This is a genomic window from Bradyrhizobium sp. DOA1 (genome assembly GCF_001593325.1).
Lineage (GTDB): Bacteria > Pseudomonadota > Alphaproteobacteria > Rhizobiales > Xanthobacteraceae > Bradyrhizobium.
The window spans coordinates 493,070-516,128 of record NZ_JXJM01000001.1 but is presented as its reverse complement, the minus strand read 5'-3'; the positions used below and the strand labels follow the sequence as shown (position 1 = coordinate 516,128).

Sequence of the window (23,059 nt, the reverse complement as noted above, 5' to 3'; positions counted from 1 at the left end):
GGTCGGACGAACTGAGAGAGGCTGTGTCAGAAGGAGCCGAAAATCAGGTATCGTTGGGGTCGAGTAGCCCTATTTCAAAGGGTATCTTTTTTCGAAAGGCATTGGGAATGTTAGCATGACGTCGCAAACGCAACCACAAAAGCCTTCGAGTAAATCGTGGTTCCCGCCTCCGCAGCCCTCCCGAGACGACGCGGACGAAGCAGCGAACGCAAGCAAGTGAGGTGCTGCCGTCACTTTAGCCTGTCCAGTTGCACGAAGGGCGCTTTCTTCGGCCGTGGAGCGACAGCTTCCTTAAGAACTTTGAAAACGCGTTGGTCGATTGGAGAGGAAGCCACGAAGTCGGCGTAGGCCCGTTCCAGCACGGCTTTACACCGTTCTGCGACCTCCGCGTCAGTTGCAGCAGTCAAGTCTTCAGCTGCGAGATACTGCCCCATGCGCCGCAGGATGTGCAGCCGCGCCACATTGATGATCTTAGGATCGTACTTGACACCCAGCAATTCAAAAAACTCTTCGGCCGCAGCGGCCTTGCTCAATCGAAACAGAATTCCGCTAGGCATAATTTTCCTCCGCAAATCCAGCATTGCGCGATGCTAGGTATGCCCAGAATGCGCGTCATAAAGACGCCAAGACCCAGGCGTGCTGGCTTAACCACCCGTTCAAGGACTGAGATGGCGGCTATTCGGGACATGCCGGCCCTACATTCCGTTGAGCAGCGAGCGATCGTGGACCTCGCGCCAGATTGTCATCACGGTCTCGGGCGCAACCCCGCCCTTGTGCTCGACGGCATGCTTTCGGATACGCGCAAGGATCGCTCTGCTTTCCTCGTCGCTGACTGAAAGCTGCAATTCGGACAGCAACGCCGTGATCGCAGAGAGCCCTGAGTGTTTACCGATCACAAAGCGGTTTGAGCGACCGAGCAGTTGAGGATCGAGCGCCTGATAGCTGCGCCGATCCTTCCGCAGACCATCGACATGGATGCCGGATTCGTGGGTAAAGACATCTTCGCCGACGATCGCCTTGTTGAGTGGAATAGTGCGTGCGGCGGCCCCTGCGACGAGGGCCGCAACACTCTCGAGCTCCGACAGCACGACGCCTGTATCACATCCATACAGCTGTTTGAGCGCGACAGCGACCTCTTCTAGCGGCGCATTGCCAGCACGCTCGCCGAGGCCGATCACGGTGACTGAGGCATGCGTTGCGCCGGCCTTGATTGCGGCGAGCGTGTTAGCCGTCGCGAGGCCCAGGTCGTCATGGCCGTGGAATTCGAGCTCGAGATCGGTGTTTGCACACAGCTCCGATACCAACGCAAAGCTCGCATCGGGATCGAGCACGCTGAGCGTATCGGCGACCCGAAAGCGCCGGGCGCCGGCAGTTTTTGCCGCAGCGATTAGCTCGACCAGAAAGTCGACATCTGCCCGCGAGGAGTCTTCGCCTCCGACTGCGACATCGAGTCCCCTGTCGCGAGCGTAGCCCCCGACCCTCTTCAACTGCTCGAGCACGGCGCCTCGACCGATGCCGAGCTTGGCAGCTAGTTGCAGGTCAGAGGATGGGACCGAGACATTCACCATGGAGACGCCGGAATCGATTGCCGCATCGACATCCGATTTTTTCAGCCTGCACCAGCCGATGATAGTCGCGGCTAAGCCGGCTTCGACAATTGCACGGATCGCGCTGACTTCCTCATGACCCATCGCCGGCGTGCCCGCCTCAATCTCGGTGATTCCGGCGTTCGCCAGGACACGTGCAATGGATACTTTTTCCGCTGTAGTGAAGGCCACGCCAGGAGCCTGCTCACCGTCGCGCAATGTGGTGTCATTTAGGACAATCCGTCTTGTCTGCAACCTGCCAGATACAGTCGTTTGAAAGGTCATGAGCGGATAACGCCTCCCCGCCGAATCGTGAGCAACGGCTGTGCCAGCGGAATTGATGACGGAGAACTCCTGAAATTGAAGTCGTTATGGGCAGCAACTGGTCGGTCGCAAATGCTACAATGTAGGGAGCCCGACTGTCAGATTGTCGGGGCGCGTACGGCGGATGTGGACGATGATGTCGAGCCGGGAAATCTCATAGCCCGGTAAGGCCTCCGGCATCTGCTCGAACAGACGCTTTTCGGGGATATCGATCAAGGTGTCTTCGCCGACGAGATAGAAATGCGGATGAATGCGGGCGTCGGTATCAAAAAACGATCTTGAGCGGTTGGGCATGATTCGGCGCAACAAGCCAGCTTGCGTGAACTGGCTTAGCGTGTTGTATACGGTCGCAAGCGCGACCTCGATATGGGCTTCGATCGCCTCGTTGAAGAGCATTTCGGCGGTGACGTGGCGGTGGCCCCTTGCGAAGAGCAACTGAGCCAGCAGTATACGCCGGCGCGTCGGCCGCATGCCCGCCTCACGCAGTCGGCGGATACACGACTTCGCCGAATATGCGGTCCAATGCAGCGGCGCGAGTTCAGGCTGCGCAGTCTCCCGGGCTCCTGCGACTTTGTTGGCGGAGCGCCCGTCCATAATCTTCACTCGGCCTTGCGAATTGCTGGCGGCTCGGATGTGACTTCGACTCCGCGCAGATAGTCGCGGCGGCGCTGCGCCATCCGGCTCTCGCCGACCTCCTCACCGAAACAGTGATTGAAATCATTGCATTGCGTACACACGGGCGTCGTGCACATGACCAAACCATCCTCCTCGCACAATCTGCGATAGAAGAAGCGCTTCCAACGCATGTTGTTGGTATTTTGCGCCGCCAACGGCGCAAAATGGCGCGCCAATAGGCGCGATAACTCGGGCCTCTCGCGCAATCCGAGATCTTCCCACAAATGATTCGGCTCCATCGCTCGCCGTGCGATCATGGCTGCCAACCAGCGGCTGATCTCGCCTTCCGTCGACCGCTGTGCAAGCAGAAGATCACGCACCATGATCTCCTCGTCGCTGGCCGAGCCGGCATTGTCCATCGAAACGACAGTGCGCACGGGCGCCGATGAGAAACATTGCGCTAGCAGTTCGTTGAGGTCCTCTGCGGTCAGGCCCGCTCGCTCGGGGAGCGGCCCGCCGTCCATCACAGCGGCACAAAGGACGGAGGCAAGTACATGCCGGTCAAACCCTCGGTCATCTGTTACGTCGGCGTCTGCCGGATCGCAGCCAGTTAGGAGATTGTAGAGTTCAATTCCGGCCTGTCGTCTGTCCGCGGGGAAGCCGCCTGACGGAGTTGACATCGCATCGATTGGCCTAGCTTCGACAATCACAAATAACTCCATCGCGTCAGGCTCTTAGTTTCGACGCCGGCCTTGCTCGCGAGGTCTCGGCAGAGGCGCCGGTATGCCCGACCCTCAGTCGATGCTGCAGCATCCAATTAGCAACTGGCGTGCCATTCGCGCGCGAGCGTTAGGTGCTTGATCGCGCTCAAACGACCGTTGAGGTTCACGGCGGCCAGGCGCCGCCGACCGATATCGATCCCGTTAATAGCGCTCCTGTTAGAAGCTGGACAAAGTCCGTTGCGAAGTTGGCATTCTGAAGCGAATCTAACCATAGACTGTGCGGAACAAAAATTGCATGCCAAGCGACCATTGAGTAAATTCGCGACTTGCAGATCGGTCTCGAGGCAACCAGCGCAGTTGACCGCCGGTGCGTCTCGTCGACGCTGAGCACAAGATCACACGCGCGCTGCATTGCAGTTGGCATCTCGAGCCAGGTTTAGCGCCACCAACTCGCTCAACCCGATATCGTGCCGCTTGGCACTACTGAAGACGGCCGGACTCCGCAATCGGTCAATTTACCGGATTTCGAAGGTATCTGCATTTTGATCGCCTAGACAAACACGACGAGATGATCGCGGTCCGGTGCACACCACTGCGGTGATCCTCCAAACGCTCGACGCGTCCGCAAAAGGATGGACAACGGCGCCAGTGATCGAGCTCGGAGCAACGGAATAGAAGTTTTGACATGGCTACTGTTCTGTTTTGGGAGAAGCCCGGTTGCGGCACGAACGCGCGCCAGATTCGCGCGCTGGAGTCGGCGGGCCATCAGGTCATTGCGAAGAACTTGATGACCGAGCTTTGGACCGCGCCAACTCTGCTTCCTTTCTTTGGTGGCTCGCCGATTCCGTCATGGTTCAATCCCGTCGCGCCGCGGGTGACATCGGGTGCGATTGACCCGGCGGCGATTAACGCAATGGACGCGATCGCCTTGATGCTTGAGGACCGGCTGCTGATCAGGCGTCCCCTGATAGACGCGATTAGTTTGAAATGTGCCGGATTTGACCGCGAGCCGGTACTGTCGCTCCTAGGCGCAAGCCCGGAGCGGAAGCTTCAGGGCTGCACGCGCACAGCAGCGTTGCCGCCTTTTAAGTCCGAATGAAAGCAGCATTTCTAGGCATCGGAACCATGCGCGGCATCGGTCACAACAAGCCGTCGCCGCCGCTGAGGTGCGAGGAGAGGGTCCGCTCCCCGCGCCCACGCGGCGGCGTCTGCTTTCATACCGCACGAGGCGGGAGTGCTAACTTCGCCTGAGCACGATAACAAGGCGGTCGACGCGGTTGCCATTCTTCAGATGAGAGTCAACAATCTCATCAATGTCTTCCGGGGTGCGCGGACGATACCAGACACCATCAGGATAGACGACCATGAGCGGCCCGGAGCTGCAGAAGCCGAGACACCCAGCTGTAGTGAAGCCGACATCGGTGAGGCCTCTCGCCTCAATCGCTTTGCCGAGCCGCTCCCACAATGGTCCACCGCCCGCCGCCCCGCAGCTGCCATGTGGATGGTCGGCGGGGCGCTCAGTGTGACAGGCAAAAACGTGATGCCGGTAGAGCTGCGGGATTTCAAGCTCGTTCATATTGCTGCTCATACTGGTGTTACCGTGATTTCGCCATCGTCGCGAGCTGCCCGTCTCTGGACATCTTGAGAGAAATCTTGCAGGCGCCGAGGATTCCTATGTCAACGTAGAGCGGCAGGATAATTGGCCAGTTCGAAATCGCTGTGATGTCATCTCCAGCACTGACGTGCTTAGTGCATAATTCGGTTAGGACGCTCATTGAGTCTTTCCTTGCAAGTAGCTCTTTGGAACGGCTGTTTCGAGCACGAGCGCCTGGACCGTGTCGGTTATCTTGCCCTTTAGCGCCTCATAGATCATCTGATGCTGTTCGATGCGACTTTTGCCGGCAAAGGCCTGCGACAAGATTCGTGCCCCACAATGGCGCCCGGTGTCTGCGAGCTCGGTCACAATCACATCCGCGTCCGGAAACGCTTCGCGGATCAAAGCCTCGATCGCCGGTCCAGCCATCACCATGGTCGTTCGCTCCTGCTCTCGCACGGCTCCATGCAAACTCCAAACCAACTATACCACTGCCACCCGACGACGAGGCCAATAGTCCCGCTGAGTAGCGCGACGGTATACTTGAGCCCGAGATAGTCGGCGAATGCCGCCTTGAATGGTTACGAGAGTGCCGTTGGAGAGCAGTTCTGAGCGCAACACGCGATCGACTGCCGCGATTTCGGCCAGGGTCATGAGAACGGAGTTAATCATCCGAGCCCCGTTGAACCCAACTCTTCGTCGGCCTCTACGACAGCTAAGCGTGATCCGGGGCCGCCTTTTTGGCCAGAGCGATGCCGGCCGCACGCTTCGGATCATCCGTGATCCACACACACAAAGATCCGCGCTATCGAGTAAATGCAGGTCGAATTGCCGAATGCTACAAAAGGGTGTTTCGGTAGGTGGGACGAGTCGCAGCGGATCCAAGCCAGATGCGGGTATCTCTGTCGCAGAGACCTGAGATACATCATCGAATGACGCGAGTTCCTGCTCGATCTTTGCGATTTTACCTGCCCCCAAAGCCATCGATCGGCTCCTTATTGCCAAAAGACACGTTCTGGATCGGCATTCAAGAGATCGGTAACCGCTGCTAAGCGCCGGTGCGTCGAGTGTAGCTTCCAGACGCATTGTCTATGATCCTTTCGGAACACCTTCCAGCACGCACTTGCGCTGTCGTGGTGCAGCAGGGCCACCTCAATGAGGCCTCCTTGGATGTCGATGTTGCGAGAGCAGCATGGGCTTTCGACCAAGTAGCCTCCGCCAACTGCTGTGATACTTGCTGAAACATACCGGTAGCGATGTCTAGACTTCAGCGCGCGCTCGATTCGCCTGCGATCAATCTCATTAGGGTGCGCCGGTCTCGCTGAATTTATGCCTAAGCCGACGATCATGCGCCCTCTTTCTCGATCAGGCCGATTCCTCTTTCGAAGCAGCCGACGACCAATTTTTTTACCGAACTCGACAAGATAGATCGACAGGTCCGCCTCAGTGTGCCGGCGAACTCGGGCGATCTCGCCCATTGTGCCAAGCCTGACCAGGACGCCTTCGGCTGGAGCATTTGAAAATGGCCCGTCATTAACTAGATCGAACTTCGCCTTAACGCGCTGGCCCCCGCTGATATTCTGGCGGTTCGGCCTCGATCATTGTGCTTAGCTCTTGCGCAACAGCAGGCCTTCCGCCGCCCGTCGCGATTCGATCGAGCTCCTCACGCTTCATGCCGACTCTGTTGCCGCTTTCGATGAATTCGACTCCGTAGATGTAGAACTTCTGCAGGAAGGTGCCGATCGATACGACGTAGCCGACCTCGCCCTTCTTGGCCAAGATGTCGCCGATTTCTCTACCGGCATATGTGCCGTCATTGCGGATGGTGCGATTGGCCCGGACCTTCTCGCCGAAGTCGAAAGCGGGCGCGCCGGTCAGCTCGACGTGGTCGTGATAAGGAACCCCACTGCTCATGCTGATGCCCGCGGTCCTCGTTCTGCCTCGACTTCAAGCCGCGAGCGCGCGACGTCCCGCACTAGGCTGTATGGGTCCTCGATAAGGCCTATGAGCTCAGACGGTGCGATCCGGCTCGCCACCTCGTGCCTGATACGCCAGTCTTGGTCGTGGCGCAGAAGCGACAACAACTGCGGAGACAGCCGCTGGGCTATCGTCAACCGCACCGGCGCGTCCCGGTCATCGACCATGCGAAGCAACCAATCTTCTGGAATACGCCGTGCTACTACACGGCGGACCTCGGCTTCCTCATCGTGGATCAATCCGCCGAGCAGCGATGGCGCGATCCGCCGCGCTACCACAAGGCGGACGTAATAGTATTTATCCGGAGCCATCAGCAGCAGCTCGTCTCCTTCGAGGCGAGTTGCGACCCTCATCCTGACTTCATCACAGGGATCATTGCGCAAATGCAGGACGTCGCGTCCGGGTAGGCGACGGACCGCGCTTGATCGCACAGTTCCGTCCTCATCGGCGAGCAATGGCGGCAAAAGAAAGAGGCTGGCGAATTTCGCCGCTATCGCGCGCACCTCAAAATACGGGTGAGCGAGGTAGCTGTCCGCAAGCTCTGGATTCGAGTCGAAGAAACGATCAATCCGTTGAGCATGGCGGTCGTTGATACAAGCCTGTTTTGGTTGACAGCCGCCGGAGGTCTTCAGATCGACATGCGCGCAGCGCGTACAATCAATCGGGTCGTCCTGCCAATTTCGGGCCTCGTCGATGTCACCACTCATCGTATTGCCCCATGCGTTTAAGCACATGCAGGAGAACCTTGGCTCCAATCTTATCGCTGGGATCGAGCTCAAGGAGCTTTTGAACAGCTGTCCGCCCCTCCTCGATTTGACCGAGGCGCATTTGCAAATATGCATATCCTTTCAGCGAAAATAAGAAGAAGCGCGGCAGAATGCTTTCATACCGGCCGAACTCCGCGTCACTGGCTCGCACAAGGCGCCAGTCGGACGAAAAACTATTCACCTCAGCCGCCTTAGTTATGCAGCGCTGAGCAACCTGCAGCGCCTCGCCAAGTCGCGCCTTGTAGAAATAAAAGCGAAAGAGGCCTATCAGCACTGCCGCGTGCCCTGGCGCGAGCGCCTCCGCTTGGCGCAAGTGGCTTTCGGCAATGTCATCGATGTGATAGAAAAGGCTGGCCTCCCACAGGTGATGCTCAGCTTCGCTAGGCATCCCATGTCCGAGCAAGGTGCTGGTGAGGAGCGCCTCATTGATTTCGGATTGTGGGCTGAACGGAGCATCTGGCATCGCTGGCAGCCTCTTCCAATCAATCGCTCGTGCTGGAGACTTTCTTGCGCTGTGGTAATAGCGACCAAGTCCGCTTCAGCTTATCGTGATCGACCGTCGCACCGCCGTGCAGCGGCAGCCGTCCGATCCGGCGCTTGAGGGGTCTGACGTGTTCGCGCCCGGCCCCAGGGTCAAAGATCCGCGGCTTTTGGAGTAAGCTCATTTGACAGGCAAGCCCCGAACATCCGCCAGGGCTAATCGCAAGGCAGGAGTCGCAGCAGGCGAGGTCGTCGGACTGGAGAATTTTGCGGATGGCACGTACAGCTTTAACAATCCTGCGCTTCATATCCTGTCTCCTGCTCATGCGCGCACCTGGTAGCGCGCAAGCGAAGTGTCGATGACACAAGTGTTATCGACTGGACAGACGGCCACGCATTGCGGCTCATCGAAATGGCCGATGCATTCGGTACATTTTTTAGGATCAATCACAAACGTCCCGCCCTTCTCTGTGATCGCGACGTTCGGACATTCTGATTCGCATGCGGAGCAGCCCGTGCACTGCGATGCGATGATCTTGAATGGCATTATTTCTCCCATTTCACGCTGCGGAGATCAGCGTGCTTCGGCAGATCGCTGGATCGCCGTGCTCTATATGTTTGATCGCGCCGCTGTTGACCCGATCGAGATAGGCTTCGAACCAATCGCTCGTCGACTTATCGATTGGCTCATAAGCGTATAGATCGACCGGCTCGACGCCAGCCCCGATCAATTCGGCCTTGGGACAGCCGCCGATCTTGGCGATGAATACCGCGTGGCAATCGTTGATGCTGCGGATGATGGTCCCGAGGTTTCTTTCCTCGGCATAGCCGCCCTGGCAGTACACATCGACGGGGCGATGGCCAACGAATTTGACGCCGCCTGTGGAGAGCTCATAGACTTGGAATTCCTTGGCATGTCCAAAGTGCTCGTTGATCAGACCTGAACCCTTCGTCGCGACTGCCACGAGCACCTTAATGTCGCTATCGCTATCTGCGCATTTCGTAAGATCTGCGCGCTCGGCAATGGTCTTGGCGGAGCGCTCCTCCTCGATATTGGACTGATAGATCTTGCGGCTCTCGACATCATATTTGACATCCATCTGCATAATCTTCTCGGTTGTGAACTCCGCCCTGCGGTCTTCCCCGAGAAGGCCGACCGCGTCGGCCCGGCATTGGCGGCAATGGCGCATCATGTGCATCTCACCCTCGCAGCTATCCTGTAGCGCCTTCAGTTCCCCTGGGGTCGGGCCACGCTGGCCACGCAGGCCGAACACGGTTCCGTGTTCGGGCGATGAAATCAACGGCACGATGTTGTGCAGGAAGGCGCCGCGCCATTTCACGGCCTTGTTGACCTCGATGAGGTGCTGATCATTTATCCCGGGGATCATGACTGAGTTGATTTTGCAGAGGATGCCGAGCTTAGCGAGCATCTCCACTCCCTGGAGCTGTCGATCGTTGAGGATTTTTGCAGCTTGGATACCGGTGTAGCGCTTGTGTTTGTAGAAAATCCAGGGGTAGATCTTTGCGCCGATTTCGGGGTCGACCATGTTGATCGTAATTGTGACGTGGTCGACATTTATTTTTTTAATGGTGTCGATGTGATCGGGCAACGCTAGACCGTTCGTTGACAGACACAGCTTGAGATCGGGCGCTACTTCATGGATGAGCTCAAACGTCTTGAAGGTCTTTTCGGGGTTGGCGAGCGGGTCGCCAGGACCGGCGATGCCGACCACGGTCATCTGCGGGATGGTAGAAGCAACCGCCATCACTTTCCTAGCGGCCTGCTCGGGTGTCAGCCTCTCGCTCACCACGCCGGGGCGCGATTCATTGGTACAATCATATTTGCGGTTGCAGTAATTGCACTGGATATTGCAGGCTGGCGCGACCCCGACATGCATGCGCGCGTAGTGATGATGCGCTTGTTCACTGTAGCATGGGTGGTTTTTTACCTTCTCCCATGTCTCGGCTGGTATATCACCACGGCCCGCTGGCGAACCGCGACCAGTCGTGCCGCCGCCGCTACTCCTGCCGCAGCCCATTTGCACCGCATTCAATTGCGTGATCTCGCCGATCTCGTTACCGATGCTCGATGCTTCCTGTTGCGTTGGAGCATCCATATGCCCAGTTCTCCCTTTCGGCCTGAACGGCTTGACGTATCCAGGTCTAGCAACCGGTGTGCCATGGCAAAGCAGGCGATTTTTACGAACGTCTTCAATTAGTTATAAGAAACATGGAGAGAGTGTTGCAAAGGTATGCTGGAAAGCAGACATGCTTTGTGGCGAACACGACTTGCGGCCGGCGCGAGCGTAAACGTTGACTGAGCCATCGCCCTCATTCGCCTATATTTTCCGTAAAAGGATGCCTCGCCGCGTGATTGCGATGCAGGGCGCTTCCTTGCGAACTGTCGGAAAGAATGATTGCGCGATGCGCCCGCTAATTGGCCGAGAGGATCTCCACAGCATGGGTTAGCGGAATTGCGAGTGGCGTCACGCCCTGCTCGAGCAGGAAACGGCATTCATTCTTGGAGACCGTGTCAGGCTCGATAACTGCGTAGTGTACATCGGATGATCGCTTCGAAACCTGCCGCGCATAGGTCCGCAGAAGCTGGTCATTGAAGCGGCAGCCAAGAAATTGGAAGCTGCGGCCGGTACGGCGAACGATCACCTCCTTAGGAATCGGCGTCTGTATGTCGATTTCGGTTAGCACCTCAACATAGTCGGCATCGGACACCAGAAAATTCTTGGCCGGAGCGACGCTGCGGTGCGGCTTGTAGAGGATGATTCTCCAGTTTCTTGCCGAAGCGCAATCGACTTCGGTGCCCGCGGCATCATAGAAGCGATACCAGCGATGCTCCCTGAGACCGGCGCGGCTGATTCCTTGAATCTCGCCCCAATTGCTATGCCCAGCCGGGGCATTTCCCATCGCGCCATCGTACCAGCTGTCGACGATAAGCGGCAGCGGCAGCATTGAAAGAAGTCGGTGAAGCTGCGTTGGCTCGACCGGCTTGCTAAAAGCGTCCGCCATCATCGCTGTCAGCGCGGTGCGGTGCCTTGTGTTTTCGATGTACTGCGCGGACGCCCAGGCGTTCCCTCGCGCGCGCCTTGGCAATGTCACCTTGGCGGCGAAGAATGCCGCTAGGTCCTCCGGGTTCATCGGCACACCCGGGTTCGACAACTCCGCTAAGCCGGTCCCGAGATAGGGAACAACATTGCCGCCACGAAGCCCCTTGCTAACCTTGCGGAGCATGGCCTCGGCAGCCGGCAGATGAACGAACTCGCTGCATGGATCGGGACGATTCATTCTTCCTCCCGGTCCCCGCCACGCTTCTTTGCGTTGACCGTAATCGGCAAAGTTGTGTCGCTCCTCATCTGCGGCAGATCGAGCACCCAGCCATTAGCGATTCTGATCCAGCCGCCCCAGAGCGTCTCGTACTCGGATTCGACAATCGGCTCTTCAAGATCCTTCTTGGGCACGTAAATCGAAAGACCAATTTCAGGAGAACGACGAATAATTACTTTCATCCAATGGACTCATTTCATCGAGAGTTGACTTCTTGCGCGCTCCAGCTAGCCCAGAAGATGCTTCTCTCAGTTTCATAATGATCTTCCGGAGCGCAACAACGACATGATCGACCTCCTCGCTGGTAGTCTCGCGAGACAGTGAGAAGCGGATCGCGCCGCGCAATCGGGCCGACGGTACGTTCATCGCGCGCAGCACATGCGATGGCTCCATAGAGCCGGCGCTGCAGGCTGATCCCAGCGACACGGCAACGCCGGCGCGGTTCAAATGATGAGTGATTGCTTCACCTTCCATATGTTCAAAGGCAATGTTTGATGTGTTTGGCAGCCGGTTCTCCTGGTCGCCAAGCACCACGCAATTGCCGAGATCAAGGATTCCATGCTCCAATCGATCGCGCATCGCGGGAATTTCCATCCGCTCGCGTCCGAGATCCACCGCAACGAGCTCCGCAGCCCTACCCAGCCCAATGATGCCTGGCACATTCTCAGTGCCAGAACGTCGGCGACGCTCCTGCGGTCCACCGAAGATCAGCCGCCTGAATTTCGTGTCTTTGCGCACATAGAGCGCGCCAATCCCTTTTGGACCATGAAGCTTGTGACCAGAAAGCGACAGCATATCCACCTCGGTTGACTTCACGTTGATTGGAACTCGACCAACAGCCTGCACCGCATCAGTGTGGAACAGCGCGCCGGCCGAGCGCGCCATCTTGGCAAGGACCTCGATCGGAAAGATCGTGCCGGTCTCATTATTGGCCCACATGACCGAAGCAACCGCAGTACGCGGAGACAACGCACGGCGATAAGCATCAATGTCCAGTCGGCCGGCGCGATCGACAGGAATTAGATGACACTTGTTGCCGCGACGTCCGAGCTCGTCTGCAAGCGAGAGGACGGCGGGATGTTCCACAGCCGTGGTGACGATCTCATCGCGGTGCTCCTGCACAGCAAGCGCCGAGAGGATCGCGGTATTGTCCGATTCGGTACCGCCTGAGGTAAAGACGATCTCGTGATCAGAGGCAGCACCAATCAGCGTCTGCACGCAGCTGCGAGCTGCCCTTATGCTTTCCGCGACTTTCCTGCCCACCTCATGCGCTGAGGAGGCATTGCCGAACTGCTCAGAAAAAAATGGCAGCATCGCCGCTACCACAGACGGATCCGTGCGTGTGGTTGCGTTGTTGTCGAGGTAGATCGGCCGCACGTTTCGTCTTCCTTAGTTTCCATTTCTGGCAGATCCCGCGACCGGGATCAGGCGCACGAACTCGCCCAGCCGTTCGATCAATCGCGCCCGAATGCCTTCGAGGGTCACATTTGCGAGCTTGCAGAACACGCAGGCACCTGTGAGCTTGATCATGATCTTGTTGCCCTCGATCCCGATAAGCTCGCAATCTCCGCCGTCACGCTTCAGGTTAGGCCGGATTTCGTCAAGCACGGCACGGACGATCCGCTCGCGCTCCAAATCCTCGTTGGCTCTCATTTCTCTGGATTGTTCAGTCTCGACGAGCATTTGTCGCCTCTCGGCAGTCTTCCGCGCAAATCGGCCCTAGCTAAATGACTTTCCACATGAGCAGTTCGATTTTGCATTTGGATTGTCAAAGGTGAAACCCGAGCTCTCGAGCGACATCACGAAATCGATCGTGGTCCCGGCAAGGTGCTCGCGACTGTCGTTGTCGATAAACAGCTTGATGCCGCCTCGCTCGATCACAGTGTCGTCGGGCTTCGGTGCCTCCGCGAGGCCCATCGAATATTTGAACCCGGCGCAGCCGCCCCCTTCGACTATTATCCGCAGGCCGCTCACTGGCCGAGCTGCTGTAGAGATCGCGCTCTTCACCGCATTTTGCGCGGTTTCTGTCAGATTGATCATCGCCTTCCCTCTGCGCTTATTTGGTGAAATATTGGCAAGTCCCATGCCAAGGATCTTACTCCTAATAGCCCTTGTCTTTTGCCGCCTGACCGCGGCCCAAGGTGTGTAGAACTTCCGACACCAGGCTTGGCAGCTCGGGACGGCTTTGCCGCGAGTGTCGTGTTGAGAAGGAAATGTCTGCCTAGGCAAGGACGAAGGGCCGTCATTTTTAACGTTCGTTGCCCACGTGGGAGCCGGCAAAGAATTTGCATACAGGGCAAGGCGTTTTTATGCGATGCGACATCTGCACCGGCCACATCAAACGAGAGGATTCATGACGTCCATTGACAACACTGTTTTCGGTCGGCTCGACAAGGAAGGCCGTCTACTAAATGCGGTGCTAAAGGGGGAAACCACCCAGCCCGGCCGCTTCGGCTTCCGCGGCGATATCGCCCTGAAGTTCCAAGCTCAGCTTGCCGATGAGAAGCGTCCGCCCGACTATTCGCTCGAGCAAGTATTGACTATCGCAAACGAGGGGGAGACAACGATCTCGGTCTTGGCCGGCTACCTCCATTCTTTTGCTTATCTAGCCGACGTCGCAAAAGTGTTGGATGGCGCATTGAGCCAGAAGGGTAGCTACTTCATTTTCTGCAACAACATCGACCTATTGGCGAAATATCGCACCAAGATCGGTGATATCACATTCAACGTGCTGCCATGTGACGAATCGACGGTCTGGAAGGAGATGATGGATCTAGCCGGTGTCGACAAGAACGACATTAAGAAGCTGGATACTGGAGGCAAGCTCGACTATCTGCTCGATGCCGCCAAGAATGTCGACGCCGGTTATGCCGAGATCTCATACGAGGAAGCTCTCGCGAAGATGAAGCCCGTGAAGAATCGCAACGAGAACCGTCCTGTCTAGCGTTTTGCGTCAGATCTCTTCTGCTCTCGTGCGGCCAAGCTCGTTCGCACGGAAATGGAGTCTTTCAATCATCGCTGAGGACGGCTGGAGTGGCCCGACAAACGACAAATGCCCGCCAACGCCCAGGCTCCGCCACACCGATACTCTTACCGCGTCGAGGAGCGAGTGCGAAGATGGGTGAGGTGCCAGTACGTTGGGGTTTGACGAGACGGAATTCGAGTTGCTGCCTCATCAAAGCTGCCCGATTCTGTGCTGCGGCCCAAGGCAGCTTCCTGTTGTGGATCTGCCCCCAGACACCTCATGATACCGCACGCTTCCAACAGGGTTGTCGCGCGGTCAGACGCACGACGACGCTTTGAACTCTGACCGTGCCTTGACGCCACTTCTGGGATCGCGGGCCTATATCTGGTTTGCCGCGCAGGAGACCGAATAGAAATGGCAACACTGATCAAGACCACTCAGGACGGCCGCAAACTCGAAGTTGTGGGGCTCACAATCATGCTTGCGGGCAAGCTTGAGGCCAGCGAACTCATCGAAGTCAGGGATCACCCTTACCGCCGAACGATTCTGGCCACGGTACCAGAGGCCACTCACATGGCAGGCCGCGTCCCGCTGACGCGCGCGGAAGCGGAGATCGTTCTCGCCGCCTTCAACAAAGCGGAGGCCGACGTGCTCGGCAATCCCGTCGCTATCCACGAGCGGTTTCGCATTGCTGCGATGACGAAGGCCCGTGAACAGGGGATTGAGTAGCGTGACCTGAGATGCCTCGAAGCTGCATCGGTGCCCAAGCGCCGAGCTCCCTGTCGCATACCGAATCCCCGCGGACCAACGCCGCCGCTCTCCCTCCCCCTCGTTAGATTTATTCCAAGCCGCTGCGGCGGGAGGAGGAAAAATGTCACTCGTTTCGGAGCCCTACCGCGCTTGACCCATTTTGGAAGCATCTTAAGCTATCATCGCCTCGCCTGTCGCGAGGGCTACATTCAAGAGGCTGAAGCGTGGGTCTGGCAGCTAGCCGCGCACACCCGTGCACAGGCGCCACAGCCGATGCACGCTCCATCATCCTTCAGCACCATGACCTTCCTTTCGATCTCGTCATCATCGTCTTCGAGATCGACGATCTCACCGGCCTCGTTGATGCCCTTTAGCATCATAACCTCGCGCCCGCACACTTTGTAGCAACGGCCGCATCCGATGCACCTTTTGGGATCGATGGAAATCAGATACTCGGGTTTCCAATTGCGACCGTCCCGTGTTGCACATGACATGTCACGATCCTTATGCTTGTTCCTGCGCCTTGAGATCCTCGCGCTTGCGCTCGAGCTCGTCGAAGGCGTCGTGAACCTGTTGGGCAACACTAAGGATTGACGTCCAGTTGGCGGGCAGTTCCTCAGCCAGGTCGTGGAGATCCATCTTTGCCTGAGTGGCCTTAGCCGAGAGCTTCTTGATCTCGGCTTTCAGTGCTTCTAAGTTGCTCATCCATTACCTCAGTAGTTCGCAACTTCCGGAAACTTTCGGATCATCTCGGTCCCGCTGTCGACATGTTTGTCACCTTCCGTAGCGAGCTTTGAGAGATTGTCAAAACCGAAACGATGCACGTCGCGCAGTTGCTTGTTTACGACAATGAGCCGACCACCTATCAGCACAATGCGGCCAAAGCCTTCATGGTGCATTTTCAGCATCGGCGAAACCATGACGCCGGTGGCCTTCTCGATGGATAACGCAACAGCGTTGAAGAACAATTCCAATCGCCAGATCGTGTCCGGATCGGGATCGCCCACAATCGGCAAGGCCCGGCGCTTCTCGCTGTCGAGAATATAGGGCTCGAGCAGCTCGAGATCGCTCTTGCTCTCCCAAACACCGTGGCCGTCCTCGGCGCGCCAGATCTTGACGAGCTCCTTCACAAAGGGCGCCTCCTCCGCCCGGCCAGCTCGGATCAATCCACCCGCCTCGTTCATAATCGTTTTCCCTCAGTCCTCGAAATGAAACGAGCGAGTCTGGCCCTTGGCTAGCACTTTGCGCAACCAGGGTGGCGGGGAGCCCTTCAATACACCTTCGAGCTTAATACAGAGATCGTCGATCGCTTCAGGCTTACTCACTTTCATCGGATGGATATTATTTGCCACGACACGCGCGGCGCCGGAGCCGCCGATCGCAGCAACGTAGAGGATCGCGCAGTCTTTGATGGCCTCGATCTTCGGCGTGAGTTTGTCTTCATTGCCGTCCTCCTTAAGATCGCCGTCGAACTGGATGGACTCGATCAAATGGTGCCCTTCGGGCCTAACGTCGTAGATGGCGATGTTTTTAGCCCAGCCAAAATGTGCGTCGACGCGCTTTAGATCCTGCGTGGCAAATGCGACCTTCATCGGCTCTGATTCCTATTTCGCGCTAGTTCAGTTGCGGCGGAACGACATGCAGGCCGGCGTCCACGGTCCGCCAGGTTGCCGGCGTGGGCTGGCGGTTGTCCTCGCGGTCAGCAATGATGAGGTTTGCGAGGTTAAAAATAAGCTCGCGCGTACCGCGATAGCCCACGCTCATCCGGTGACCTGCGCCCAGGCGATCGAATATCGGAAAGCCGGCACGGTAGAAGGGAATGTCCAGCCGGGCGGCCGCCTGCCGGCCGTGCGAATGAGAGATCAGCAGATCACACTGCCGCGCCTTGGCAAGATCCTCCAGATCTCCGAGATCGCCGATGACAACCTCCTTGGCCTTGACGCGTTCGAGCACCGGAGATGCCGTTGTCGTCACCGCCGCAGCCACCTGCGCACCCATCTCGTGCAACACGCTCGAGATGTCAAACAAGAGGTCCGGCTCAGCACCAATCGCGAGCTTTCGACCCGCGATATGGAAATGCGTATCCAGCATGGCGTCCGCGAGCTGGCCACGTTGCCGACGATATCTTTTCGGCACCGACTTGCCGCTGATATCGCTCAAGAAAGTGATGAACTCATCATTGGGAACAAGGCCACAGAGCCGTTCGAATAGCCGGAACGGCACGCCAGTCCTGGCCTGCATCGCTTCAGCCGCGCGCCTCATCTGCGCTCCGATAGCGATCGTCCAGGCCGCCTGCCCCATAGTTGCGATCTCGTCGACCCCAATTCCGCCGATCGTAGTCTGCGTGAATTCGTCGGGGATGTGACCGTCGAGCGAACCTGAAATATCCGGAAGGAAGGACGGCCTGATCCCAAAATCTTCAAAGATCGTTCGTAGCTCGTCTAGGTCGCCGGGGGTTAGGTGGCAGCCAGGTAGGACATTAACCCGCAAGGAATCGCGCGGCGCGGCCGCATCAACGGAATCAACAAGCGCTTCGACCATTCGCGCCACGGTCTTTTCCCAGCCATCCTGAAAGGCGTCCTTGAAATCGGGCGTCGAGACGTAGACGAGCGGAAACTTCTTGAGATGCGGATGATTTTGTCGAATAAGGCGAATGAACGCCTCGACGTCGTCGCCCTTGGTCTCGGTGACGCCAGTCGAATTGATGCCAATAATCTCCGGCTTGACGCGTTTGTAGATATTGAGAATTGCCTGTTCGACATTCTCGTACCCACCGAGCACAGTCGACACCTCGCTCATTGCGGTGGTCTGCAGGGGCACCGCTTCCTTAAAATGGCGGACAAACAGGGTTAATCCGAAAGACGTGCAGCCCTGAGGACCGTGTAAGAGTGGCATCGCCCCCCGCAGTCCCAAGAAGGCGAAGGAGCCGCCAATCGGCTGGCTCATCTTCAGCGGGTTGATCGTGCAGGCCTTGTCGGAACAGGTCACGATAGCCATAGCTTGCACCCTTGTTGGGGCCCTACTCCGCCGCCTGCAGCGCGGACGTCGGCTGGGCCGGCGTGTTCTCCTCGGTCCGCCGCATACAGGCCGCGGAAGCCTCGGTGTCATGGGCCATGGCATCGGTAGCGGTGGATCCGTGAGCGGGAATGCGATCGTTGATGATGCTGAAATCGACTGTACTGCACGAGTGCGTTCTCTTGGCGCGCGCGGCTTTCTCGGCCCCGACCGAATTCGGCCGGCCTCCGGCGATAGGCACCTCCATTGGCCCAAGCGCTTTAGCATGCCGGGTCACCTTAGTGACATCCCACGGCGCGGGCATACGGAGCTGATCCCACATCGGATTGTAAAGCGCCTTATCGATCTCTTCCATGAGCTTCACGATGCCCACATAGCCCATGTAGGCGTGGCAACGCTCTTGATTTATGTCGAGCCATGGCACGGCCGCTTTTAGAGCGACGAATTGCGACTTGCCGCCCGAGAGCATGATGTCTGCTTTAGCCTCTCTAAGCATCTTGTACATTTCACGGGGCGCAAGATCCTCGATCATGTGAGCATCATGCCCCATCAGTTGTTGAATACGCTGCTTGTCGTCGCTGGTTGATTTCTTGACAGAAGTGCCGACAATCTCTAGCCCTGCTTCCTGCAGAGCAGCAACCACGGACCATGACTTCACGCCGCCAGTGACGAGCAGTACCTTCTTGCCGGCAAACCGCGGCCTGAATCGCTCGATTGCAGCCCAAGCCTTTGCTTCCTCGCGTGCGACTACAGCCTCAGTGCACTCCATTAAGTGACGCGGCGCCCCGCGCTCGATAAGCATGCGCGCGATCTTTCGCAGAGCCTCGCTGGTGTCTTGGATGCCGTAGAAAGATCCTTCAAAAAATGGAATGCCGTAACGTTCTTTCATCCTGGTCGCGACGTTGATCATGGCCCTGGAGCACACCATCATGGCGGCTCTCGCCCGATGTGAGCAGGCGGCCTCGTGATATTTGCCATCGCCGGAGATGCAGGACAGGATCCGAATGCCGATTTCGTCCAGCAGCGGCTTGATCTGCCAGAGCTCGCCGGACAAATTGTACTCACCTATGAGATTGATATCGTAGGGCGTTATGTAATCGGGCTCCTGCGTGCCAATCACATACTCGAGCAGCGCTTCACCGGCGAGCTTATTGCCAAGGTTTTTCGAACCGACAAATCCCGGCGAATTGACCGGAATGACGGGCTTGCCGAATTTCGCTGCCGCAATTTTGCAGACCGCATTAATATCGTCACCGATCATGGCCGGAACGCAGGTCTGATATACGAAGATCGCCGGAGGATCATACTTCTCGATGATTTCCTTGATGGCCTTGTACAGCCGCTTCTCGCCGCCGAATACGACATCAATCTCATTCATATCGGTCGTGAAGCTTGTGCGCCACAGATCAGGTCCTGACGAGGCAGAGCCGCGATTGTCCCAGGAGTTGCCTTCGCACGCGATCGGGCCGTGAACGAGATGAGCGACATCTGTAAATGGCTGTAGCGCAATCTTGGCGCCATCAAAGGAGCACCCTCCGGCGGCCCCGCCTGGCTGCAGCTGCTTGGTGCAGCCTTTCTTTCGCTCAGCCTCCGATTTGTTGGCGTTCTTAGGGCAACCCGCCGCGTTGAAGACGTCCTGAATCGTGGCTGACAGCGAACTCACGTTAGTCTCCTTCCGCAAACGTTTTTGTCTACATGATCGATAGTAGGTGTGCAGAGCCCCACCTCAAGTCCACGACATGTGGCCCTGAGGTGGAGACACGCTCGCATCAACGTATAATGTCAAAGCTGTAGTCGGTTTTACCCACCACGTTGCTCTTCTTGTCGATCTCCTCAAATATCTTATCGAGTATTTTCACCAGCACATTCAGGCCGCCCTGATAGCCCCATACTGGGTAGCGGTGATGGTGGTGCCGGTCGAACACGGGGAAGCCGATGCGAATCAGCGGCGTACCGGTATCGCGCTCCAGGTACTTGCCGTAGGTGTTGCCGATCAGAAGATCGACCGGTTCGGTAAACAGCAGCGAACGCATGTGCCAAAGGTCTTTGCCCGGATAGACATGGCAGTCCTTGGCGTACTGCGAACTGGCAAACAACGCCTGCATCTTTTCTTCCCAGGCCTTGTTCCCGTTGGTTGACAAGACGTGGGTCGGTTCGGCGCCGAGCTCGAGCAGGAAGGCCGCTAAGCCATAGCAAAGGTCGGGATCGCCATAGATTGCGAACCTCTTACCGTGAATATGTGCACTGGAGTCCGCCATGGCGTCGACGAGACGGCCGCGCTCCTGTTCTAGACTCTTCGGGATTGCTTTGCCCGTAATGTGTGACAGGGTCATCAGGAAGTCGTCGGTCGCGCTCACGCCGACCGGATGATTAAACGAAACGACCTTTTGGCCATGGCTCTCGATGAACGACAGCGTTTTCTCTGTACAATACTGCTGCATTGAGATGGTTGCTTTGGCGTGGATGGCATTTGCGGCGTCCGCCAGCGTGGTCCCTCCATCATACATACGAAACTCACCCTCCGTCGGCGTGTCGAACACGTCACTATTATCGGCGAGAATTGTGTAATCGACGCCCATTACTTCGAAAATGCGCTTTATCTCGCGGATATTGCCTACGGTATAGCCGTCGAAGCCGCCAATGAAGTTGATCCTTTCGTTCGGTTTGCGCTCGAGCTTGGGCTCAGAACCGGCCTTACCGTCCCAGAAATGCTCGAGGATGCCTTTTAAAGCGTTGTCATAGCCCGTGACATGGCTGCCGACGAAGGCGGGCGTGTGCGCGAAGGGAACATCGAATTCGGCCGGCACCGACCCTTTTTCCTTCGACGTCTTGATGAAGGCGTTGAGATCATCGCCGATGACTTCCGCCATGCAGGTGGTCGAAACCGCGATCATCTTCGGTTTGTACATATTGTAGCTGTTGGCGAGCCCGTCGACCATATTGTTGAGACCGCCGAATACAGCTGCATCTTCGGTCATCGACGAGGAAACACAGGAGGTCGGCTCCTTGAAGTGCCGAGATAGGTGACTTCGATAGTAGGCGACGCAGCCCTGTGAGCCGTGCACGAAAGGCAACGTACCCTCGAAACCGACCGACGCAAACACGGCGCCCAACGGCTGGCAGGCCTTGGCCGGATTGATGGTCAGTTCTTCGCGCGCGAAGTTCTTCTCGCGATATTCGGGTGTCTTAGCCCATTCGCGGATACGTTCGACCTCCGCAGGATCATGCGCATTCTCGAAGAGCGCGCGTTTATTCGCCAGCATTTGCTGGTATTCCGGACCTCGAAACAGCTCGAGATGATCGAGCACGTTTTCGGCATTCTGAGTCATCATGGCGTCCTTGTTGGATTCGTGTTCGATCGTCTGGCCCGGCCGCCTTATTCCGCCGCCATCAGGCTCGGCCGCGGGGCCTCCTTCCACGGCGGCCTGGTCTTCTTCCAGATCGGCGAATTGATTGCCATATCCATGTCGCGAGCAAAGATTGCGAACCCATCATAGCCGTGATAGGGGCCCGAATAATCCCAGGAGTGCATTTGCCGGAAAGGCACGCCCATCTTCTGGAAGACGTATTTCTCCTTAATGCCAGAACCAACGAGATCGGGCTGGATCTTCTCGACGAAGCGCTCGAACTCGTATCCCGTGACGTCGTCGTAAATTAATGTCCCATCCTTGACGTAATGCTGGGCCGTACGCTGATAATCGTCGTTGTGACCGAACTCGTAGCCGGTCCCGATAACCTCCATACCGAGGTCTTCATAGGCGCCAATTACGTGCCGAGGGCGCAAGCCGCCCACAAAGAGCATCACGGACTTGCCTTCTAGACGCGGTCGGTACTTGGCGATGACGGCATCCACCAACGGCTGGTATTTAGTTATGACGCGCTCGGCCCCCTCCCTAATCTTGTCGTCGAAGAAGCTCGCGATCTTACGCAGCGACTCCGCGATCTTCGACGGTCCGAAGAAGTTATACTCGCACCATGGAATCCCGAACTTTTCCTCCATATGGCGCGAGATGTAATTCATTGAGCGATAGCAGTGCAGGATATTCAGCTTAGCTTTCGGCGTCGCCTCAAGCTCAGCGAGGCTGCCATCGCCAGACCACTGCGCAATCACGCGCAGGCCCATCTCCTCCAGCAGGATGCGAGATGACCAGGCGTCGCCACCGATGTTGTAGTCACCGATGATGGCAACGTCATATGGCGTGGATTCGAACCGCCGCTCGGTTTCCGGGGTAAGCTTGTCGAAAATCCAGTCGCGTACAGCGTCGTTGGCGATGTGATGGCCAAGGGACTGCGATACGCCGCGAAACCCTTCGCAGCGCACCGGCACGATTGTCTTGCCATCATATTCCTTCGACTTTGCCCTCGACACTGCTTCTATGTCGTCGCCTATGAGACCGACCGGACATTCCGACTGGATGGTGATTCCGTGGTTGAGCGGAAACAGGCCTTGGATCTCGTCGATCACTTGGGCGAGCTTTTTATCGCCGCCGAAGACGATGTCTTTCTCCTGGAAATCGGAAGTGAACTGCATGGTCCCGAAAGCATCGATTCCGGTGGTGCCGACATAATAGTTGCGTCGCGACCCCCAGGAATATTGGCCACAACCGACAGGGCCGTGACTAATGTGGATCATGTCCTTGATCGGACCCCATACGACGCCCTTCGAGCCGGCGTAGGCGCAGCCTCGAATGGTCATTACACCAGGGATCGATTTTAGATTCGACTTAACACCGCAATCAGACGTGCCAGCCTCGTGCACGCTAAGGTGCTTGGCACGCCGTTTGGCTGTCTTCTCGGGGTAGACTTTCAAGACTTCGTTGATCAATTCCTTGTTGCGGGCCTTGATCTCTGCGACACTCTGGGTGGATGCCAGACTCATGCAAATGTCCTTGTTGCTCTCAGCGTTTTCGGGCCGACACTTTTTT

At 57.3% G+C, this 23,059-nt stretch carries 29 protein-coding genes and 1 pseudogene; 3 read left to right on the top strand and 27 right to left on the bottom strand.

Features of this window, described 5'->3' with window-relative positions:
• Nucleotides 1-230: 230 nt before the first annotated feature.
• From nifW to SE91_RS02425, 4 genes are all read right to left on the bottom strand, one after another.
• Nucleotides 231-581 carry a nitrogenase stabilizing/protective protein NifW gene (gene nifW / locus SE91_RS02440; protein ID WP_502687123.1) on the bottom strand — a complete coding sequence of 117 codons (351 nt, stop codon included), beginning with the start codon at nucleotides 579-581 and terminating at the stop codon, nucleotides 231-233.
• A gap of 114 nt (nucleotides 582-695) precedes the next feature.
• Nucleotides 696-1,871, bottom strand: a complete 1,176-nt coding sequence (gene nifV / locus SE91_RS02435; protein ID WP_061846435.1) for a homocitrate synthase — start codon at nucleotides 1,869-1,871, stop codon at nucleotides 696-698.
• 114 nt (nucleotides 1,872-1,985) lie between these two features.
• Entirely contained in the window at nucleotides 1,986-2,504 is a 519-nt protein-coding gene (gene irr / locus SE91_RS02430) for a Fur family transcriptional regulator Irr (protein ID WP_061846434.1), read from the bottom strand.
• A gap of 5 nt (nucleotides 2,505-2,509) precedes the next feature.
• Nucleotides 2,510-3,205, bottom strand: a complete 696-nt coding sequence (locus SE91_RS02425; RefSeq protein WP_245318589.1) for a nitrogen fixation protein NifQ — start codon at nucleotides 3,203-3,205, stop codon at nucleotides 2,510-2,512.
• 727 nt (nucleotides 3,206-3,932) lie between these two features.
• Between SE91_RS02425 and SE91_RS02420 the strand changes: the two genes are divergently transcribed.
• Complete coding sequence (locus tag SE91_RS02420; RefSeq protein ID WP_061846433.1) at nucleotides 3,933-4,346, top strand: thioredoxin domain-containing protein; 414 nt, start codon at nucleotides 3,933-3,935, stop codon at nucleotides 4,344-4,346.
• A gap of 138 nt (nucleotides 4,347-4,484) precedes the next feature.
• Here the strand turns inward: SE91_RS02420 and SE91_RS02415 are convergent, their stop codons facing one another.
• The 15 genes and pseudogenes from SE91_RS02415 to SE91_RS02355 form a co-directional block, all read right to left on the bottom strand.
• The gene (locus tag SE91_RS02415) at nucleotides 4,485-4,823 is read right to left on the bottom strand and encodes a (2Fe-2S) ferredoxin domain-containing protein (protein WP_156489420.1); all 339 of its coding nucleotides are present in this window, start codon (nucleotides 4,821-4,823) and stop codon (nucleotides 4,485-4,487) included.
• 195 nt (nucleotides 4,824-5,018) lie between these two features.
• On the bottom strand, nucleotides 5,019-5,276 hold the full coding sequence (locus SE91_RS02405) for a BolA/IbaG family iron-sulfur metabolism protein (protein WP_061846430.1): 258 nt from the start codon (nucleotides 5,274-5,276) through the stop codon (nucleotides 5,019-5,021).
• Between the two features lie 560 nt (nucleotides 5,277-5,836).
• On the bottom strand, nucleotides 5,837-6,190 hold the full coding sequence (locus tag SE91_RS37420; protein ID WP_082813642.1) for a DUF3024 domain-containing protein: 354 nt from the start codon (nucleotides 6,188-6,190) through the stop codon (nucleotides 5,837-5,839).
• Between the two features lie 111 nt (nucleotides 6,191-6,301).
• Nucleotides 6,302-6,418 (bottom strand): annotated as a pseudogene (locus SE91_RS37415) (nitrogen fixation protein NifZ); the annotation flags it as partial.
• Nucleotides 6,396-6,755, bottom strand: a complete 360-nt coding sequence (locus SE91_RS02400; RefSeq protein WP_245318276.1) for a nitrogen fixation protein NifZ — start codon at nucleotides 6,753-6,755, stop codon at nucleotides 6,396-6,398. The pseudogene SE91_RS37415 and the gene SE91_RS02400, both read right to left, overlap by 23 nt.
• The gene (locus tag SE91_RS02395) at nucleotides 6,752-7,525 is read right to left on the bottom strand and encodes a 4Fe4S-binding leucine-rich repeat protein (protein WP_061846429.1); all 774 of its coding nucleotides are present in this window, start codon (nucleotides 7,523-7,525) and stop codon (nucleotides 6,752-6,754) included. Before SE91_RS02395 ends, SE91_RS02400 begins: the two co-directional genes overlap by 4 nt.
• Entirely contained in the window at nucleotides 7,515-8,048 is a 534-nt protein-coding gene (locus SE91_RS02390; protein WP_061846428.1) for a hypothetical protein, read from the bottom strand. Before SE91_RS02390 ends, SE91_RS02395 begins: the two co-directional genes overlap by 11 nt.
• Nucleotides 8,049-8,067: 19 nt before the next feature.
• Complete coding sequence (locus SE91_RS35870) at nucleotides 8,068-8,373, bottom strand: iron-sulfur cluster assembly accessory protein (RefSeq protein WP_156489419.1); 306 nt, start codon at nucleotides 8,371-8,373, stop codon at nucleotides 8,068-8,070.
• A 14-nt stretch (nucleotides 8,374-8,387) separates the two neighbouring features.
• A complete protein-coding gene (locus tag SE91_RS02385) occupies nucleotides 8,388-8,612 on the bottom strand; it encodes a 4Fe-4S binding protein (RefSeq protein WP_061846427.1) in 225 nt (74 codons plus the stop codon).
• Between the two features lie 13 nt (nucleotides 8,613-8,625).
• Nucleotides 8,626-10,182, bottom strand: a complete 1,557-nt coding sequence (gene nifB / locus SE91_RS02380; protein ID WP_061846426.1) for a nitrogenase cofactor biosynthesis protein NifB — start codon at nucleotides 10,180-10,182, stop codon at nucleotides 8,626-8,628.
• 316 nt (nucleotides 10,183-10,498) lie between these two features.
• Nucleotides 10,499-11,365, bottom strand: a complete 867-nt coding sequence (locus SE91_RS02375; RefSeq protein WP_061846425.1) for an SIR2 family protein — start codon at nucleotides 11,363-11,365, stop codon at nucleotides 10,499-10,501.
• Nucleotides 11,362-11,586: a putative nitrogen fixation protein NifT gene (nifT, locus tag SE91_RS02370; RefSeq protein ID WP_061846424.1), complete on the bottom strand. Its 225-nt coding sequence runs from the start codon at nucleotides 11,584-11,586 to the stop codon at nucleotides 11,362-11,364. Before nifT ends, SE91_RS02375 begins: the two co-directional genes overlap by 4 nt.
• Complete coding sequence (nifS, locus tag SE91_RS02365; RefSeq protein ID WP_061846423.1) at nucleotides 11,558-12,781, bottom strand: cysteine desulfurase NifS; 1,224 nt, start codon at nucleotides 12,779-12,781, stop codon at nucleotides 11,558-11,560. The genes nifT and nifS overlap by 29 nt, the downstream gene beginning before the upstream one ends.
• Nucleotides 12,782-12,793: 12 nt before the next feature.
• Complete coding sequence (locus SE91_RS02360) at nucleotides 12,794-13,087, bottom strand: NifU family protein (RefSeq protein ID WP_061846422.1); 294 nt, start codon at nucleotides 13,085-13,087, stop codon at nucleotides 12,794-12,796.
• Between the two features lie 36 nt (nucleotides 13,088-13,123).
• Nucleotides 13,124-13,444 carry a HesB/IscA family protein gene (locus tag SE91_RS02355; protein WP_061846421.1) on the bottom strand — a complete coding sequence of 107 codons (321 nt, stop codon included), beginning with the start codon at nucleotides 13,442-13,444 and terminating at the stop codon, nucleotides 13,124-13,126.
• A gap of 313 nt (nucleotides 13,445-13,757) precedes the next feature.
• Between SE91_RS02355 and SE91_RS02350 the strand changes: the two genes are divergently transcribed.
• Nucleotides 13,758-14,348, top strand: a complete 591-nt coding sequence (locus SE91_RS02350) for a hypothetical protein (RefSeq protein WP_061846420.1) — start codon at nucleotides 13,758-13,760, stop codon at nucleotides 14,346-14,348.
• Nucleotides 14,349-14,783: 435 nt separating this feature from the next.
• Nucleotides 14,784-15,098, top strand: coding sequence for a hypothetical protein (locus SE91_RS02345; RefSeq protein WP_061846419.1), 315 nt, complete (start codon nucleotides 14,784-14,786; stop codon nucleotides 15,096-15,098).
• Nucleotides 15,099-15,328: 230 nt separating this feature from the next.
• On the opposite strand, the gene fdxB is transcribed toward SE91_RS02345, so the two are convergent.
• The 8 genes from fdxB to nifD form a co-directional block, all read right to left on the bottom strand.
• Complete coding sequence (gene fdxB / locus SE91_RS02340) at nucleotides 15,329-15,613, bottom strand: ferredoxin III, nif-specific (RefSeq protein ID WP_061846418.1); 285 nt, start codon at nucleotides 15,611-15,613, stop codon at nucleotides 15,329-15,331.
• Nucleotides 15,614-15,623: 10 nt separating this feature from the next.
• Nucleotides 15,624-15,824 (bottom strand): CCE_0567 family metalloprotein, encoded by a 201-nt coding sequence (locus SE91_RS02335; RefSeq protein ID WP_061846417.1) that lies wholly within the window; start codon nucleotides 15,822-15,824, stop codon nucleotides 15,624-15,626.
• Between the two features lie 8 nt (nucleotides 15,825-15,832).
• Nucleotides 15,833-16,303 (bottom strand): NifX-associated nitrogen fixation protein, encoded by a 471-nt coding sequence (locus tag SE91_RS02330; RefSeq protein ID WP_061846416.1) that lies wholly within the window; start codon nucleotides 16,301-16,303, stop codon nucleotides 15,833-15,835.
• A 12-nt stretch (nucleotides 16,304-16,315) separates the two neighbouring features.
• Nucleotides 16,316-16,711, bottom strand: a complete 396-nt coding sequence (gene nifX, locus SE91_RS02325) for a nitrogen fixation protein NifX (protein ID WP_061846415.1) — start codon at nucleotides 16,709-16,711, stop codon at nucleotides 16,316-16,318.
• 22 nt (nucleotides 16,712-16,733) lie between these two features.
• The gene (gene nifN / locus SE91_RS02320) at nucleotides 16,734-18,116 is read right to left on the bottom strand and encodes a nitrogenase iron-molybdenum cofactor biosynthesis protein NifN (RefSeq protein ID WP_061850880.1); all 1,383 of its coding nucleotides are present in this window, start codon (nucleotides 18,114-18,116) and stop codon (nucleotides 16,734-16,736) included.
• Nucleotides 18,117-18,138: 22 nt separating this feature from the next.
• Nucleotides 18,139-19,797, bottom strand: coding sequence for a nitrogenase iron-molybdenum cofactor biosynthesis protein NifE (gene nifE / locus SE91_RS02315; RefSeq protein WP_061850879.1), 1,659 nt, complete (start codon nucleotides 19,795-19,797; stop codon nucleotides 18,139-18,141).
• 106 nt (nucleotides 19,798-19,903) lie between these two features.
• On the bottom strand, nucleotides 19,904-21,463 hold the full coding sequence (gene nifK / locus SE91_RS02310; protein ID WP_061850878.1) for a nitrogenase molybdenum-iron protein subunit beta: 1,560 nt from the start codon (nucleotides 21,461-21,463) through the stop codon (nucleotides 19,904-19,906).
• A gap of 47 nt (nucleotides 21,464-21,510) precedes the next feature.
• Entirely contained in the window at nucleotides 21,511-23,013 is a 1,503-nt protein-coding gene (nifD, locus tag SE91_RS02305; RefSeq protein WP_061846414.1) for a nitrogenase molybdenum-iron protein alpha chain, read from the bottom strand.
• Between the last annotated feature and the right edge of the window lie 46 nt (nucleotides 23,014-23,059).